Source organism: Paraburkholderia sabiae (assembly GCF_030412785.1).
Taxonomy (GTDB): Bacteria; Pseudomonadota; Gammaproteobacteria; order Burkholderiales; family Burkholderiaceae; genus Paraburkholderia; species Paraburkholderia sabiae.
Genome location: NZ_CP125295.1, coordinates 3,306,722 through 3,321,143, shown reverse-complemented (window position 1 = coordinate 3,321,143; position 14,422 = coordinate 3,306,722). Strand labels below are relative to the sequence as shown.

13 protein-coding genes are annotated in these 14,422 nt (G+C 61.7%); 8 read left to right on the top strand and 5 right to left on the bottom strand.

Going from position 1 to position 14,422, the window contains the following annotated elements; all coding sequences use genetic code 11:
* Positions 1 to 41: 41 nt before the first annotated feature.
* The 3 genes from QEN71_RS14885 (at position 42) to QEN71_RS14875 (ending at position 4,339) form a co-directional block, all read left to right on the top strand.
* A complete protein-coding gene (locus tag QEN71_RS14885; RefSeq protein WP_007731907.1) occupies positions 42 to 239 on the top strand; it encodes a DUF3311 domain-containing protein in 198 nt (65 codons plus the stop codon).
* Entirely contained in the window at positions 236 to 1,711 is a 1,476-nt protein-coding gene (mctP, locus tag QEN71_RS14880; RefSeq protein WP_201651183.1) for a monocarboxylate uptake permease MctP, read from the top strand. Before QEN71_RS14885 ends, mctP begins: the two co-directional genes overlap by 4 nt.
* 162 nt (positions 1,712 to 1,873) lie before the next feature.
* Positions 1,874 to 4,339, top strand: coding sequence for a penicillin-binding protein 1A (locus QEN71_RS14875; protein ID WP_201651182.1), 2,466 nt, complete (start codon positions 1,874 to 1,876; stop codon positions 4,337 to 4,339).
* Positions 4,340 to 4,347: 8 nt separating this feature from the next.
* On the opposite strand, the gene QEN71_RS14870 is transcribed toward QEN71_RS14875, so the two are convergent.
* The 3 genes from QEN71_RS14870 to QEN71_RS14860 all read right to left on the bottom strand — a co-directional run bounded on the left by QEN71_RS14870 (position 4,348) and on the right by QEN71_RS14860 (position 7,697).
* Positions 4,348 to 5,157 carry a hypothetical protein gene (locus QEN71_RS14870; RefSeq protein ID WP_201651181.1) on the bottom strand — a complete coding sequence of 270 codons (810 nt, stop codon included), beginning with the start codon at positions 5,155 to 5,157 and terminating at the stop codon, positions 4,348 to 4,350.
* Positions 5,158 to 5,186: 29 nt separating this feature from the next.
* Complete coding sequence (locus tag QEN71_RS14865) at positions 5,187 to 6,650, bottom strand: metallophosphoesterase family protein (protein WP_201651180.1); 1,464 nt, start codon at positions 6,648 to 6,650, stop codon at positions 5,187 to 5,189.
* Between the two features lie 150 nt (positions 6,651 to 6,800).
* Complete coding sequence (locus tag QEN71_RS14860) at positions 6,801 to 7,697, bottom strand: DUF72 domain-containing protein (RefSeq protein WP_201651179.1); 897 nt, start codon at positions 7,695 to 7,697, stop codon at positions 6,801 to 6,803.
* A 371-nt stretch (positions 7,698 to 8,068) separates the two neighbouring features.
* On the opposite strand from QEN71_RS14860, the gene QEN71_RS14855 reads away from it, so the two are divergent.
* From QEN71_RS14855 to QEN71_RS14840, 4 genes are all read left to right on the top strand, one after another.
* On the top strand, positions 8,069 to 8,377 hold the full coding sequence (locus QEN71_RS14855) for a hypothetical protein (protein WP_201651178.1): 309 nt from the start codon (positions 8,069 to 8,071) through the stop codon (positions 8,375 to 8,377).
* Positions 8,378 to 8,639: 262 nt separating this feature from the next.
* Positions 8,640 to 10,292, top strand: coding sequence for an acyl-CoA synthetase (locus tag QEN71_RS14850; protein WP_201651177.1), 1,653 nt, complete (start codon positions 8,640 to 8,642; stop codon positions 10,290 to 10,292).
* A gap of 337 nt (positions 10,293 to 10,629) precedes the next feature.
* A complete protein-coding gene (locus QEN71_RS14845; RefSeq protein WP_201651176.1) occupies positions 10,630 to 10,884 on the top strand; it encodes an H-NS family nucleoid-associated regulatory protein in 255 nt (84 codons plus the stop codon).
* Between the two features lie 99 nt (positions 10,885 to 10,983).
* Positions 10,984 to 11,754 carry a class II aldolase/adducin family protein gene (locus tag QEN71_RS14840; RefSeq protein ID WP_201651255.1) on the top strand — a complete coding sequence of 257 codons (771 nt, stop codon included), beginning with the start codon at positions 10,984 to 10,986 and terminating at the stop codon, positions 11,752 to 11,754.
* A gap of 192 nt (positions 11,755 to 11,946) precedes the next feature.
* Here the strand turns inward: QEN71_RS14840 and pcaG are convergent, their stop codons facing one another.
* On the bottom strand, positions 11,947 to 12,537 hold the full coding sequence (pcaG, locus tag QEN71_RS14835; protein ID WP_201651175.1) for a protocatechuate 3,4-dioxygenase subunit alpha: 591 nt from the start codon (positions 12,535 to 12,537) through the stop codon (positions 11,947 to 11,949).
* Positions 12,538 to 12,539: 2 nt separating this feature from the next.
* Complete coding sequence (gene pcaH / locus QEN71_RS14830; RefSeq protein WP_201651174.1) at positions 12,540 to 13,244, bottom strand: protocatechuate 3,4-dioxygenase subunit beta; 705 nt, start codon at positions 13,242 to 13,244, stop codon at positions 12,540 to 12,542.
* Positions 13,245 to 13,352: 108 nt separating this feature from the next.
* Between pcaH and pcaQ the strand changes: the two genes are divergently transcribed.
* Complete coding sequence (gene pcaQ, locus QEN71_RS14825) at positions 13,353 to 14,417, top strand: pca operon transcription factor PcaQ (RefSeq protein ID WP_223957114.1); 1,065 nt, start codon at positions 13,353 to 13,355, stop codon at positions 14,415 to 14,417.
* The last annotated feature ends 5 nt before the right edge of the window (positions 14,418 to 14,422 follow it).

The window sequence follows — 14,422 nt, the reverse complement described above, 5'->3', positions numbered from 1 at the left end:
AGCAGGGCGGATTCAATCAGATAGACCAAAGAGGGACAAACGTGGAACCTACCGAACCGGCCGGCCGTTCATGGCTCTGGCTCATCCTGCTGATCCCCTATATCGCGCTGCTGTGGCTGCCTTTCTATAACGACACGCGCCCTTCATTCGCGGGCTTTCCTTTCTTCTACTGGTATCAGTTTCTGTGGGTTCCGCTCACGTCGCTGCTGATCTACGTCGTGTACCGGGGCATTAAATGAGCGATCTGAACCCTGTGAACCCGGTCGCGATGACCGTCTTCATCGCCTTCTTCGTGCTCGTCACCGTGATGGGTTTCATCGCCGCGCGCTGGAAAGCGGGCGATCTCACGCAGTTGCATGAGTGGGGCCTCGGCGGCCGTCAATTCGGCACGATCATTTCGTGGTTCCTCGTCGGCGGCGATTTCTATACGGCGTACACGGTGATCGCGGTGCCCGCGCTGGTGTACTCCGTCGGAGCATATGGCTTCTTCGCGCTGCCTTATACGATCATCGTTTATCCGTTCGTGTTCGCGGTGATGCCGAAGCTGTGGACGATCGCACATGCGAAGAACCACATCACGGCAGCGGACTACGTGCACGGCGAATACGGCGGCAAGTGGTTCCCCGCGGCCGTCGCGCTGACGGGCATCGTCGCAACGATGCCGTATATCGCGCTGCAGTTGGTCGGCATGCAGGTCGTGATCAAGGGACTCGGCGTGTCGGGCGAAGCACCGCTCGTGATCGCGTTCATCATCCTCGCGCTCTATACGTACACGAGCGGCCTGCGCGCGCCCGCGATGATCGCGTTCGTCAAGGACATCATGATCTATATCGTCGTGATCGCGGCGGTGTGGCTGATTCCTGTGAAGCTCGGCGGCTACGGTCACGTGTTCGATGCGGCCGACCAGTACTTCCAGGCGAAAGGCGGCGCGACGGGCATCATCCTGAAGCCGACGCAATTCACCGCGTATGCATCGCTCGCGCTGGGCTCGGCGCTCGCGGCCTTCATGTATCCGCACACGATGACGGCCGTGCTGTCGTCTTCGTCGGCGAAAACCGTGCGCAAGAACGCGATCTTCCTGCCCGCATACACGCTGCTGCTCGGCCTGATCGCGCTGCTCGGCTATATGGCGATTGCAGCCGGCATCCACGTGAAGTCGGCTTCCGACATCGTGCCCGCGCTGTTCGGCACGCTGTTCCCGTCGTGGTTCGTGGGCTTCGCGGCTGCGGCCATTGCGATCAGCGCACTGGTGCCTGCTGCCATCATGTCGATCGGCGCAGCGAACCTGTTCACGCGTAACCTGTGGCGCCCGATCGTGTCGCCGAACATGGCGCCTGCTCAGGAAGCATCGACGGCCAAGATCGTGTCGCTCGTCGTGAAGTTCGGCGCGTTGCTGTTTATCGTGTTCCTGCCGACGCAGTACGCGATCGATCTGCAACTGCTGGGCGGCGTGTGGATTCTGCAGATCTTCCCGGCCATCGTGTTCTCGCTGTATACGCGTCGTCTGAACACGCCGGGGCTGTTCCTCGGCTGGCTGGTCGGCATCGTGCTCGGCACGGGGCTCGCGATTTCGCAAGGCCTCAAGCCGGTGTTCGCGCTGCATGTCGGCGGCTCGACGTGGCCGCTGTATATCGGCCTGATCGCACTGGTCGTGAATATCGTCGTGACGTTTGTCGTTTCGATGGTCACACCGAAGCGCGCGCACGCCTGATAACGTCGCAGCTTTACAGTTCGGCCGAACCCGTCCGCGCAAAGCGGTGCGGCTTCGGCCGATTTCATTTGTGCATCACTTACGTGCCCGATTCTTGCAAAACGCCTGGACGTCCACGCTGTTTTGGTAGGATGCAGCCTTTTCAGCCGATGGTGCGTTAGCGTGAGACAGTCGATACTGTCGTTTTTCCAGAAAGTATCCGCCGGGGCGTGGGCCCACGCGAAGCCGCTCGTCATGAGCGCGTTGCAACGTTTGCGTCATCCGACATGGCGCGGCGTCGGGTTGTCGATTGCCGCGATTCCTGCACTCGTCGTGCTGTACGTGCTGATCCTGATTCCGTTCACGCCTGGCATCGGAGACATTCGCAAGGCGAAGATCGAGCAGCCCGCGCAGATCTATTCGGCGGACGGCAAGCTGATTGCCGAGTTCAAGCCGACCAACCGCGTGTGGATGAAGCTCTCGGACATCTCGCCGCACGTCGTCGATGCGCTGATCTCTACTGAAGATCACCGCTTCTACGAGCATCACGGCATCGACTTCAGGCGCACTGCGGGCGCCGCGTTGCATACGTTCTCGGGCGACCGTCAGGGCGGATCGACGATCACGCAGCAGCTCGCGCGCAATCTCTATCCCGACGACATCGGCCGCGCACCGACGCTCACGCGCAAGATCAAGGAAGCGATCACGGCCTTTAAGATCGAAGCGCTCTATACGAAGAGCGAGATTCTCGAAACGTATCTGAATACGGTGCCGTTTCTCTACAACGCGTACGGCATCGAAATGGCGGCGCGCACCTATTTCGACAAGTCCGCCGACAATCTCACCGTGCTCGAAAGCGCGACGCTGATCGGCATGCTGAAGGGCAACAGCTATTACAACCCGGTGATCAATCCCGAGCGCGCGCTGGACCGCCGCAATATCGTGCTTGGGCAGATGGTGAAATACCAGCGTCTTTCGCAGGCGCAATTCAATTCGCTGAAGGGCAAGCCGCTGCGCGTCGATTTCGAACGGCAGACAGAGCCGCCCGGTCCCGCGCCGCATTTCGCGCAGCAATTGAAGAAGTGGCTGATCGCATGGGCCGATGCGAACGACTACAACATCTACTCCGATGGACTCGTCGTGCGCACGACGATCGATGCGCGTCTGCAAACCATGGCGACCCAGGCGCTCACGTTCCAGGGCAATCAATTGCAGTCGATTGCGAATGCAGCGTGGAACGCGCGCAGCGCGTGTTCCGGCCATCAGGACGTGTTCAATGCGTTCATTCGCGAGACGCCCGAATACCATAGCGCGAAAGATTCGGGCATGAGCGATGCCGACGCGCTCAAGCATCTTTCTGCCGATCATGCGTTCATGAAGACGCTGTGCGAGAGCAAGACGCGTGTGCAGGCCGCGTTCGTCGCGATGGACCCGCGCAATGGCCAGATCAAGGCGTGGGTCGGCAGCCGCGATTTCACGCAGGATCCGTACGATCACGTGTCGCAGGCGCGTCGCCAGCCGGGCTCGACGTTCAAGCCGTTCGTGTATGGCGCGGCCTTCGAGCAAGGCGCGAAGCCCGACGATACGTTCCCCGATCAGGCCGTCGAAATTCCGCTGGCAGGCGGCGAAATCTGGCGTCCCAGCGACGAAGACGCGCCGAGCGGCCGTCCCATTACGCTGCGCGATGGTCTCGCGTATTCGCGCAACCGTATCACTGCGCAACTGATGGAATCGGTCGGTCCCGCGAAGGTCGCGCGGCTCGCGCGTGCGATGGGCGTGCGCGAAAGCCCGCTCGATGCGGTGCCTTCGCTGGCGTTGGGCACGAGTCCTGTGACGTTGAAGGAGATGGTGTCGTCGTACGGCACGATTGCCAATGAGGGCGTGTATATCGCGCCGATGCTCGTCACGCGGATCGAAGACCGCAAGGGCGAAGTGCTCGCCGAGTTTCAGCCGGCGCATGCCGATCGCGTGATGCCGATTGCGAGCGCGCAAACCCTGGTCGATGTGATGCGCTCTGTCGTCAACAAGGGAACGGGCTCGGCGATTCGCACGCGCTTCGGCATCCGCGCTGATGTGGCGGGCAAGACGGGCACGACGCAGGACAACGCGGACGGCTGGTTCATTCTGATGCAACCGCAACTCGTGGCGGGCGCGTGGATCGGCTTCAACGACAGCCGCGTGACGCTGCGCAGCGACTACTGGGGACAAGGCGCGCATAGTGCGCTGCCGATCGTCGGCGACTTCTTCCAGCGTTCGCTGCGCTCGCGTCTGATCGATCCGCGCGTGAAGTTCGCGGAAGAGCCGCCGCCCGGCATGTTCGACACGCTGCGTACGAAGCTGCGGGCATGGATGGGGTATCTGTTCACGTCGTCGAGCAAGCCTGAGACGACTGCGCCGGCGGCGCGCCCGAAGCCGCGTCCTGCGCCCGCAGCGCCTGCCGTGCAGAATGCTTCGCCCGTTGCTGACGCATCTGCGCCGACGGACATCGAGCCGCCGCAGATCATTTCGCCTGCCGCATCGCAGCCGCCAATCCTGCCATTGCCGGGTGAAGCCAGTGCGCCTGCTGCTGCGAGTAGCGAAGCGCAAGCGCCCGCGTTTGCGTCGACGCCTGCCGCAAGTCCCGCGAGCGTGCCTGCATCACAGCCTTAAGCCAAAGCTCATTTCTTCGCCTTGCGTTTAGGCGAAGAAGTGGGCGCAGGCGGCGCGGAAGGCTCGACGATCGGATACGTGTGCGGCGCGTAGTAGCGTCCTATCGGTTCGCGTCCATTGAACTTCTCGAAGTACTCGTGCCAATAGTTGGCGGCAGCCCATATCGCTTCCGGACATGACGCTCGCGATTCGAGCCCCGGCGTCAGGTCGAAATTCGCGGCGGCGCAGACCGTTTCGATCATGCACGTCGACGGCAAGCCGTAGTTGTCGTGCAGCGGATTGGGCGTGCGCGCTGCGCCCCACGCATACGCGAGCCAGCGCAACACGTGTTCGAGCGCATCGAGCGTCGCGCGCGACTGCTGGAAGCTCGACACTTTATCGACCACCTTCGCTTGCGCAACCGGCAGCGCGATGACGGCGATATTCGGAAAGCGCGTCGTATCATCGAAGTCTGTTAAAGGCCGCGCGACCACGCCATTCACGCGGGCTGCAAACGCAGGTCCTTCCGGCTGGTGCAGCGGCACATGCAACGCTTCGGCGTTCTTGAGCGTCGCGCCGCCGAGCCGCACGAGTATCGATTCGGACCAGAACGACGGCAGCATGTCGTGCCGCAGATGCGATTGCGCGATGCGCACGCGAAACGCCAGCGTATCGCTGCCGCCTAGCAGCACGACGTAAGTCCATTCGTCGGGCCCGCCTGCCTGCATGTCGCGCACGGCGCGTTCGCCCCATGCGGTATTGCTTTCGCCGTCATTGCGCTCGAACTGCGTGAATTGCGGATTCGATTGCGTGGTGGTCGATCGAACGATCTTCAGCATGCTTATGCCTCGTCGTAGTTACGTTCCAGTTAGCGTGCGCGCAATTCGAAGCGCGTCGTGGATACCGATTGCGAAAGCGCTTTGTCGCTGGAAATGCCGTAGTACATGACCTGCATATCGACGCCGCTGCCCACGCGCGTGAACGACAGGATCGCGACCTGATCGCCGCGTCGGCCGAATTCCGATTTCAGCGTGAAGCGATGATTCAGTCCGAAGCGATCGGGCACGTCTTCAGGATCGGCATGACGCGGCCACGCAGTGCCGCCGCCGAAAATACCTTTGACCGAATTGGCCGCTTCTTTTGCGGTGTCGAGAAACGGCGTGCGTATCAGCCGCGACGGCGACGCGATCACTTCGTAGAGCATCATGTTCGTCTGCAGGTCGTGACCCGATGCGACGCGTCCCCAATGCACGTCGCCCGTGATGTAGGCGACGGGAATGCCGTTGTCCGCAAGCCGGCCGAGAGTGGCTTGCAGCACGTCGAATTGCGCGTAGTTCGGCATTTCGGCATCGAAGGTCTTCTTGCGCCAGTTGCTTTCGGGCGGATCGATGAAGAGCGCTTGCCCGGACGCGAGCAGTCCGACTACGGGTTGCCCCGCTGCGTGTGCAGCGATGAGATCGTTTTCCCATGTCTGCATGGCGGCCACGGCTTTAGGGCCCATCAACGATGTGAACGTGCTGTCGCGATCGCATCGCATATCGACGAAGAGCATCTTCAACGGTTCGACGTCGAGCCGGATCGCGCCGCCCGCACCGCCTGGCGCACCGCCGATCTGATAGTCCTCGTAGAGCGCGCGCGCCGTGTCGCCGAGCAACTGGCGCGACGCATCCGTCCACGTGTCGGGCAACTGCTTCTGCGCAAACGGATAGTTGTTCCAGAACTCGTGATCGTCGGGAATGCACACGACGGGCGCGCGCTCCAGCACCGATTGCAACCCCGGCACGCGCAACGCGCCGGAGAGCCAGTTGAGGTAGTACTTGTTCGCAAGCAACCGCGCGCGGTCCGGGTTCTGATCGGGCACGCGCTGCGTGAGGGGCAGGTCGAGATACACCTGATCGCCCGCGAGCACGGTCAGATGCGGTTGCACCTTGATCTGCGAGACGATCGTACCCAGCAATCCGTCGATATCTTCCGGCTGCGAATAGCAAGACGACAGCAGGATATTGAAGCTGCCGTCCATCAGCGTCGGGACTTCTTTGGGTAAAGACGTGCTCGCGAATTCGAACTGTTCACCGCCTGCATCGACACGAATCTGACGTGGCCGCGATTCGTCCGGCACCTTGAAACGCAAGACGCATTGATGATTGATGGGCTGGCCCGCGTCGTCGACACTGAAATCGCGGATAGGAGAGAACTGCGGCGGGTCGAGTGGAGCCGACACTTGCCGGTCGATCGAAACCTGCGGCACGGGCGGCACCGCGACGCCGAACATGCCGACCCATAGCTGCAGCAAACCGGGCCCGCTGGCTTGCACATAAGCCGTCAATAGCATCGGCGCCCCCAGGCATTGTTATTCGTGAGCGTCATCGTCTTTATCGTCGTATGAAAGCCGTTTGTATGATTCGAATAAGACGAGGCTAGTCGATACAAACTGAATTGCAACCGGAAAACAGCGAGGCGTCGTCGTGCCTGGCGACCCTGCTTATGCGAAACGCTCTTGCTGGAGAATGCGGATCATCGAATGGGCATTGCGTTGCGCCGCGTCTTCAAAGCAGTTGTTGAAGACCACATGCGTTCGCCCCGCGCGCTTTGCGATCTCGCGCACGGGCAATGCGATCTCTTCCAGCTCCCGGTCCGTGTAGTCGTAGTTGAAGCGGCCCGCTGCCGTCGTGCTGCCGCTCCATGTCTCCGCGTTGCGGCCATGCATGCGCACGATCACCAGTTCCGGCGACGTCGCCTCCCATACCGTATGCGCGCGGTTTGTCACGTCGGGCGCGTCCATCACCACATGCACGAGACCGTGTTCGCGTTCGAAAGCGAGCGTCGATTCGCGGTGTCTGTCGTCGAACCAGCTGGCGTTGCGGAATTCGAATGCCGTCAGATACGACGCCATGCGGTCGGCGCAGTGCCGCACGTGCGCGTTGTCGCGCGGCGCGGTGGAGATCCACGGCGCGAACTGAAACAGCACGGCGCCGAGCTTGCCTGCTACGCGCAGCGGTTCGAGTGCCTCGAAGAAGCGCCGCCACATCTCGTCGATGAGATCGGGCGGCATGTCGCGGTAGTAGAGATTGCGTTTGTCGTTCTGCGGGAGAAGCGGCTGGATATCCGGCGGGAAGACCTTGCGCTCCGTCTGATGTCCGGTGAAAAGCCGGAACGCCTTGACGTTGAACGTGAAGTCTCCGGGCGTGCGCTCGGCCCATAGCGCGCTGGTGGTGGCCGTGGGCATCGCGTAGTACGACGCGTCCACTTCGACCATCGGAAACTGGCTCGAATAGAAGCGCAGCCGCGCTTCAGCACTCGTGCAGCCCTTAGGATAAAAGCGCCCGGATTTGATGAGCGTCGCGTCCGTCCACGACGCCGTCCCGACTTCGATCGACATGGCCTGTTTCCCGTGCAAGTCAGTCCGGTCATCGTACTGCATGTGCGGTGGCTCCATCGGCGGGCGGCCGCGCGCCGCATTAGTGCAAACCCGGTTAAAGAAAATTTGCGCACGACCGTTATAGAAAGTGGAAGCCATTCGAAGATGCAGTCATTTCCATGCACGCGGATTGTCACGCGGCGGTCGGCGACGCAGAGTACATCCGGGCAATCGCCGTGCAGCGGAGCGCTGATTTTCGAATGGGTCCATCGGTGTGCGGCCTTCGGGCCGCGTTCCGTGCGTGTCTTCTACACGCGTCTGCAGATTGCGTCCGCTTCGTCTAACCAGATTTAAAGTGCTACGATGCCTGGGTGACGACGATGGAGGTGGAAATGGCAACCTATGCTATCGATGCCGTACGCATTAACCCTATGACAGACCGCGTCACCCACGTCCGTTGGGCTCTCGTCAATCCAAAAACGAATGAATGGCTTTCGCCGCATGAGATCGTCGAAGTCGCCGATGTCGTGACGGCAATTCATGCGGGCAATGCCGTGTGGTCGCTCTTTACGCTGGGCGGCATGAATCTGCTGGGGCCGAAGATCAAGACGGTCTCGCATGCCGACGGCCACGACGGCATCGATACCGACATACCGGATGGCCACGTCGAGAAGTTCATCGACGATCTGCCGCGCGTCTGACTGCTTCATCGCGCGATGTTCCGAGGGCATCGGCCCAACTTCCGTTAGCGCGCGAGCGCTGCGCATCCGGCATCGTGCGTTGCGGCTTTGCACAAAAGCCGTAATCGCGCGAGTCCACGCTGGTTCTGCGCCGTGCTCGTTCGGGCACTACATTCTTTTGCAACGGTCGATAATAGCGACTGCTGTTGCGCGCGATGCAATGCGCTTCGCTAAAGAAAACAACTCCGCCACCACTACCGCGCATGAGCCGGGAGACACTGTCATGACGCATATGTACGATGCGGGCCTCGCACGTCGTGAGGCCAATCATGTTCCGCTGACGCCGATCGACTTCATCGCGCGTGCCGCGGAAGTCTATGGCGACCGGCTCGCCGTCGTGCATGGCGACATCCGCCGCACGTGGCGCGAAACCTACGAGCGCGCGCGGTGTCTTGCGAGCGCGTTGCAACTTGCAGGCATCGGACGTGGCGATACCGTCGCGGCGCTGCTGCCCAATATTCCGCCGATGATCGAAGCGCATTTCGGCGTGCCGATGGCGGGCGCCGTGCTCAATACGCTAAACACGCGGCTCGATATCGCGTCGATCCTCTATATGCTGCGACATGGCGAGGCGAAGGCGCTGATCGTCGATACGGAATACGGTGAACTCGCGTTACGCGCCGCGCGCGAGTGTCCGCAATTGCGCATCATCAGCGTCAGCGATGCAATGCCCGCCGACGCTCGCTACTTTCCCAATGCGACCGACTACGAAGCGTTCCTGCAACAAGGCGATCCGCAATTCGCATGGACGCCGCCCGCCGACGAATGGGACGCCATTGCTCTGAACTACACGTCGGGCACGACGGGCGAGCCGAAGGGCGTCGTGTATCACCATCGCGGTGCGTATCTGAATGCGCTCAGCAATATCCTCGAATGGGATATGCCCAAGCATGCGGTGTATTTGTGGACGTTGCCGCTTTTCCACTGCAACGGCTGGTGTTTTCCGTGGACCGTCGCGGCGCGCGCGGGTGTCAACGTGTGTCTGCGCAAGTTCGATCCGAAGCTCGTATTCGAGCTGATTCGCCGCGAGCGCATCACGCACTATTGCGGCGCGCCCATCGTGCAGAGTGCGCTCGCGAATGCGCCTGCCGAATGGCGCGAAGGCATTGGGCATCGCGTGTCGACGATGGTCGCGGGCGCGGCGCCGTCGCCTGCCGTGATCGCCCGCATGAAGTCGATCGGCTTCGATCTGACGCACGTATATGGACTGACGGAAGTGTATGGGCCCGCGTCCGTCTGCGCGAAGCAGGACGCATGGGATGCGCTCGACGACGACGAGCGCGCGCGCCTCAACGCACGTCAAGGCGTGCGGTATCACCTGCAGGCGGCTATCGACGTGCTCGACCCCGACACGCTCGAACCCGTGCCGCGCGACGGCGAGACGATCGGCGAACTGATGTTCCGCGGCAACATCTGCATGAAGGGCTATCTGAAGAACGAGCGTGCAACGGAAGCTGCATTTCGCGGCGGCTGGTTCCATACGGGCGATCTCGGCGTGATCACGGATGACGGCTATGTGCGCATCAAGGACCGCAGCAAGGACATCATCATTTCAGGCGGCGAGAACATTTCGAGCATTGAAATCGAAGATGCGTTGTACCGGCATCCGGCTGTGTCGGTCGCGGCCGTCGTCGCGATGCCCGACCCGAAATGGGGCGAAGTGCCATGCGCATTCGTCGAACTGAAAGAGGGCATGGACGCTAACGCCGAAGAAATCATCGCGCATTGCCGTCAATTGCTCGCCGGATTCAAATTGCCTAAAGCGGTATTCTTTGGCGAATTACCGAAAACATCGACGGGTAAGATCCAGAAATTCGAATTGCGCGCACGTGTGAAGTCGTCGAGTGCGATCGATCAGGAGCCGGGAAAAACCTAGCATGCTTATGATGTGCGCGCGCAGTGCGTTCGTCGCAAACGTAGAGCCCATGCCGCTTTCCGCACATATCTGAGCGTGGCTTCGGCGCGCGATCGCGCAAAGGGATGCTAGAATCAAAGTAATTCAGGGAAGCGACCTTGGTTCTCAAGGTCGATGGCGAAATTCAGGTACGCATCGTGCGAGTTTTCGCCGCCATTCAATCCGTCGAATAGCGCCGACATCTTCTGTCGGCAGAAATGGCTGGATGCGTATTTAGGCTTCGCTGCCAGTGCGAAGCCTTTAATCTATTTAACGCGTGCTTATTGGGCAGCGTCATTCGAAACGTTATCGGCACGTTATGAAAGAGCGAGAGGAACATCGGACGCTCGACCTCGACGGTCAAGCGCGTGAGCGGCTGATCTTATGGATCCGTCGCCGTATGGAGGAATTCGGCATTACGCTCGATGCGCTCGAAGCGGCGCTTATCGCCGACGCCGCCGTGCCGAAATACCGCGATGCATTCGGCCACGAATGGGACGGCACGGGCGACCGTCCCGACTGGCTCACACGCGCCATCAACGCCGGTCAGGATATCGAGCACTTTCGCGTCTGAGCGCCGCTTACGCGAGCGCCTGTCTCTTTTGCGTTTCTGCTTTTCGTTCAGACGCCGCACGACTGTTTTCACGGAGACATCGTCATGTCCGGCACGACCATGCAGCAGACCGCTTATAGCAGCGAAGAATGGGCGACGCGGTGCGAGCTTGCCGCGCTCTATCGGCTCGTCGCGCATTTCCGCATGACGGATCTGATCGACACGCACATCACCGCGCGCGTGGCCGGTCCCGACCATCACTTTCTGATCAACCGCTATGGCGTGCTCTTTCACGAGATGCGCGCGTCGGATCTCGTGAAGATCGATCGCGACGGGCGCGTCGTCGAAGCCGCGGATAGCGTTGCTGCCGATCCGAAGCGTTATCGCGTGAATGCGGCCGGCTTCACGATTCATTCCGCGGTACACATGGCGCGTCCCGACATGCGCTTCGTGATTCATACGCATACGTCGGCGGGGTCGGCCGTGGCGGCGCAAAAGCAGGGCTTGCTGCCCATCAGCCAGCATGCGCTGAAGTTCTACGGCGTGCTCGCGTATCACGACTACGAAGGCATTGCGCTCGATCTCGGCGAGCGCGAACGGCTCGTTGCCGATCTCGGCACCTGCAATGCAATGATCCTGCGCAATCACGGCTTGCTGGCAGGCGGCAAATCGGCGGCGACGGCGTTTCAGGAAATCTACTTTCTCGAGCGCGCGTGCCAGATCCAGATCGATGCGCTCGCGGGCAATGCGGAATTGACGCTGCCGCCCGAGCACGTACGCAAGCTCACCGCGAGCCAGTTCGCGCGCGACGACGAAGAGGGCATCGCGGAACTCGCGTGGGAAGCGGCCTTGCGCCTCATCGACAATTCCGTTTCCGATTACCGCAGCTGATTGTCAAACGTCGCGCGCTAAAGCCGGAAGCGGGAGCGGGACGAAAAAAAGCCCGCGTCGAAGCGGGCATCCAAAAACTGCTCGGAGTTTCGTTGCGCGATTTGACTCGCGCAACGCATCCTAACGCTCATTTATGAACTGGCGATGAACCTTGCATAAAACGCTCGCGAGGTTCACATGCCGTGCATTGCATCACAGGTCGAAGAACACCGTTTCGTTCGGACCTTGCATGCGGATGTCGAAGCGATAGACGGCATTGCCCGCGTTCGATTCGCGCTTTGCGACGAGCGTCGCGCGGCGTTCGGCGGGCACGCTGGCGAGCACGGGGTCTTTGTCGTTCGCAGCGGCTTCGTCGTCGAAATAGACGCGCGTGAACGTATGCAGCAGCATGCCGCGCATCGTCACGATCACGTTCAGATGCGGCGCTTCGTCGGGCGACGCACGGCCCGGCTTCACCGTTTCGATGATAAATCGCTTCTGCGGATCCGTGCCCGTGCCGAAGCGCGCAAAACCGCGAAAGCCCGTCTTCGCCACTTCTTCTCGCGACGCCGGATAGCGGCCTTCGCTGTCCACCTGCTGCACTTCGATCATCGCATCGCCGATGATGGCGCCGTCGCCGTCGAACACCTGACCGACCACGGTGATGTGTTCGCCCGCTGCCTCGCGATCGGCCACAACACCCGTAAACAGGCTCTTCAGATCGAAGTTGTACTGCTGCGGGCACAGGCCATAGGCGAAGTACGGCCCGACGGTTTGCGAAGGGGTTTGCTTAAGCGTCGTCATGATTAGCGCTCCATCGGGGTTTCGTTCGGACCGCGCAGCACGATGTCGAATTCGTAGCCGAGCGCGTAGTTCTCTTGCGTCACGTCGAGCGTGAAGCGCGAAATCAGACGGTCGCGGGCGCCTTCGGGCGTGCCCTGGAAGATCGGGTCGTACTGGAGCAGCGGATCGCCGGGGAAGTACATCTGCGTGACGAGACGCGAGCCGAAATAATCGCCGAACAGCGAGAAGTGGATGTGATTCGGACGCCACGCGTTCGGGTGATTGCCCCACGGATACGCACCCGGCTTGATCGTCATGAAGCGATAACGGCCGTCGTTGTCGGTCAGGCAGCGGCCTGCGCCGAGGAAGTTCGGATCGAGCGGCGCGTCGTGCTGGTCGTTCTTGTGCACGTAACGGCCGGCGGCGTTCGCCTGCCACACTTCGACGAGCGTATTGCGTACCGGACGGCCACCTTCGTCGAGCACGCGGCCCGTCACGATGATGCGTTCGCCGAGCGGCTCGCCGTTCTTCGCGGCATTGCGCGTCAGGTCGTTATCGAGCGCGCCGAGATCTTCCGCGCCGTAGACGGGCACGCGCTGGTCGCGCAGGCGTTCTTTCAGGGGAATCAGCGGCAGCGTCGGGCCGCGCTTGACGGACGATCCATACGGCGCATGGACATAGGCGGGATGCGAGGGGAAGTCGCGCGGACTCAGAATGGAATCGTCCATCAGCTGTCTCCTTGGGGATTCGTTTATGGATAGTGGATGACGTGACTTTATAGAAGCGAAGAAGTTATGCAAAATGACGTTTTTTCGTATCTCGTATAACGATCCGTTATGCAACGAAGCCTCGCGGACAGCCGCGTCAAATTCCGGCATCTACAGTGCTTTCTGGCCGTCGCGCAGTTCGGCGGCGTGCAGAAGGCTGCGGAGAGCCTGTCGATCACGCAGCCGGCCGTCTCGAAGACGGTCGCCGAGCTTGAAGAAATATTAGGCGTGCGGCTCTTCGAGCGCGGCCGGCATGGCGCGGTGCCGACGCGCGAAGGGCAACTCTTCATGCCGCACGCGAGCGCCTGCGTGAGCGCGCTGCGCCAGGGCGTCGACCTGCTCGCGCGTGTGGAGGGCGAAACGGCTGCGACGCTCGATATCGGCGTGCTGCCGACCGTCGCCACGTCGCTCGTGCCGCCCGTGATGCGGCTCTTCGGCGAGCAGTGGCCGAACGCGATCGTGCGGTTCAAGACGGGTTCGAACACCGAGTTGCTGGAGCGCCTGAAAGCGGGCTCGATCGAATTCGCCGTCGGCCGGCTGGCCGATCCCGAGCGGATGGTCGGCCTCACGTTCGAGCAGCTGTACAGCGAGCCGCTGATCGCCGTCGTGCGCGCGGGGCATCCGCTGGCGTCGGGCGGGGCGTCGCCGGCTGCACATTTGCTCGATTTTTGCGTGGTCGTGCCGCCGTACGGCACGCTGATCCGGCAGTCGGCGGAAAGCCTGTTGCGCGCGTGGGCGGTGCCGCCGCTGTCGTCGTTCGTCGAGGTGCTGTCGGTGTCGGTCGGGCGCGCGCTCGCGCTGGAAAACGACGCCGTGTGGTTCGTGCCGCGCAGCGCAATCGAGTACGAACTGGCGCATGGCTTGCTGACGCCGTTGCCGTTGCCCGTCGCGGGCACCGAGGAACCTGTCGGTCTGATCCTGCGCTCGGATACGCAGCCGACGCCCGTTGGCCGCGCGCTGATCGAGGCCGTGCGCAAGGTTGCGCGCGAACGGCTCGCGCGCAATGCGCAGGGGCGCGCCGAAGAAGGACAGCGCGCGCGAGGAAAAACTGCGAAGGGCCGCGTGAAGGGCGGCGCGGCCAAAGAGACGAACGACAGCGCCGCGAAGCCATTGTCGGGCACATCGCGCCGATAGGTGCA

Coding starts and splice junctions, on each gene's coding strand:
- mctP (WP_201651183.1), top strand. CDS start 236: ATGAGCGATCTGAACCCTGTGAACCCGGTCGCGATGACCGTCTTCATC.
- pcaQ (WP_223957114.1), top strand. CDS start 13,353: ATGCAACGAAGCCTCGCGGACAGCCGCGTCAAATTCCGGCATCTACAG.
- QEN71_RS14865 (WP_201651180.1), bottom strand. CDS start 6,650: ATGCTATTGACGGCTTATGTGCAAGCCAGCGGGCCCGGTTTGCTGCAG.
- pcaG (WP_201651175.1), bottom strand. CDS start 12,537: ATGACGACGCTTAAGCAAACCCCTTCGCAAACCGTCGGGCCGTACTTC.
- QEN71_RS14870 (WP_201651181.1), bottom strand. CDS start 5,157: ATGCTGAAGATCGTTCGATCGACCACCACGCAATCGAATCCGCAATTC.
- QEN71_RS14850 (WP_201651177.1), top strand. CDS start 8,640: ATGACGCATATGTACGATGCGGGCCTCGCACGTCGTGAGGCCAATCAT.
- pcaH (WP_201651174.1), bottom strand. CDS start 13,244: ATGGACGATTCCATTCTGAGTCCGCGCGACTTCCCCTCGCATCCCGCC.
- QEN71_RS14855 (WP_201651178.1), top strand. CDS start 8,069: ATGGCAACCTATGCTATCGATGCCGTACGCATTAACCCTATGACAGAC.
- QEN71_RS14860 (WP_201651179.1), bottom strand. CDS start 7,697: ATGTCGATCGAAGTCGGGACGGCGTCGTGGACGGACGCGACGCTCATC.
- QEN71_RS14845 (WP_201651176.1), top strand. CDS start 10,630: ATGAAAGAGCGAGAGGAACATCGGACGCTCGACCTCGACGGTCAAGCG.
- QEN71_RS14840 (WP_201651255.1), top strand. CDS start 10,984: ATGCAGCAGACCGCTTATAGCAGCGAAGAATGGGCGACGCGGTGCGAG.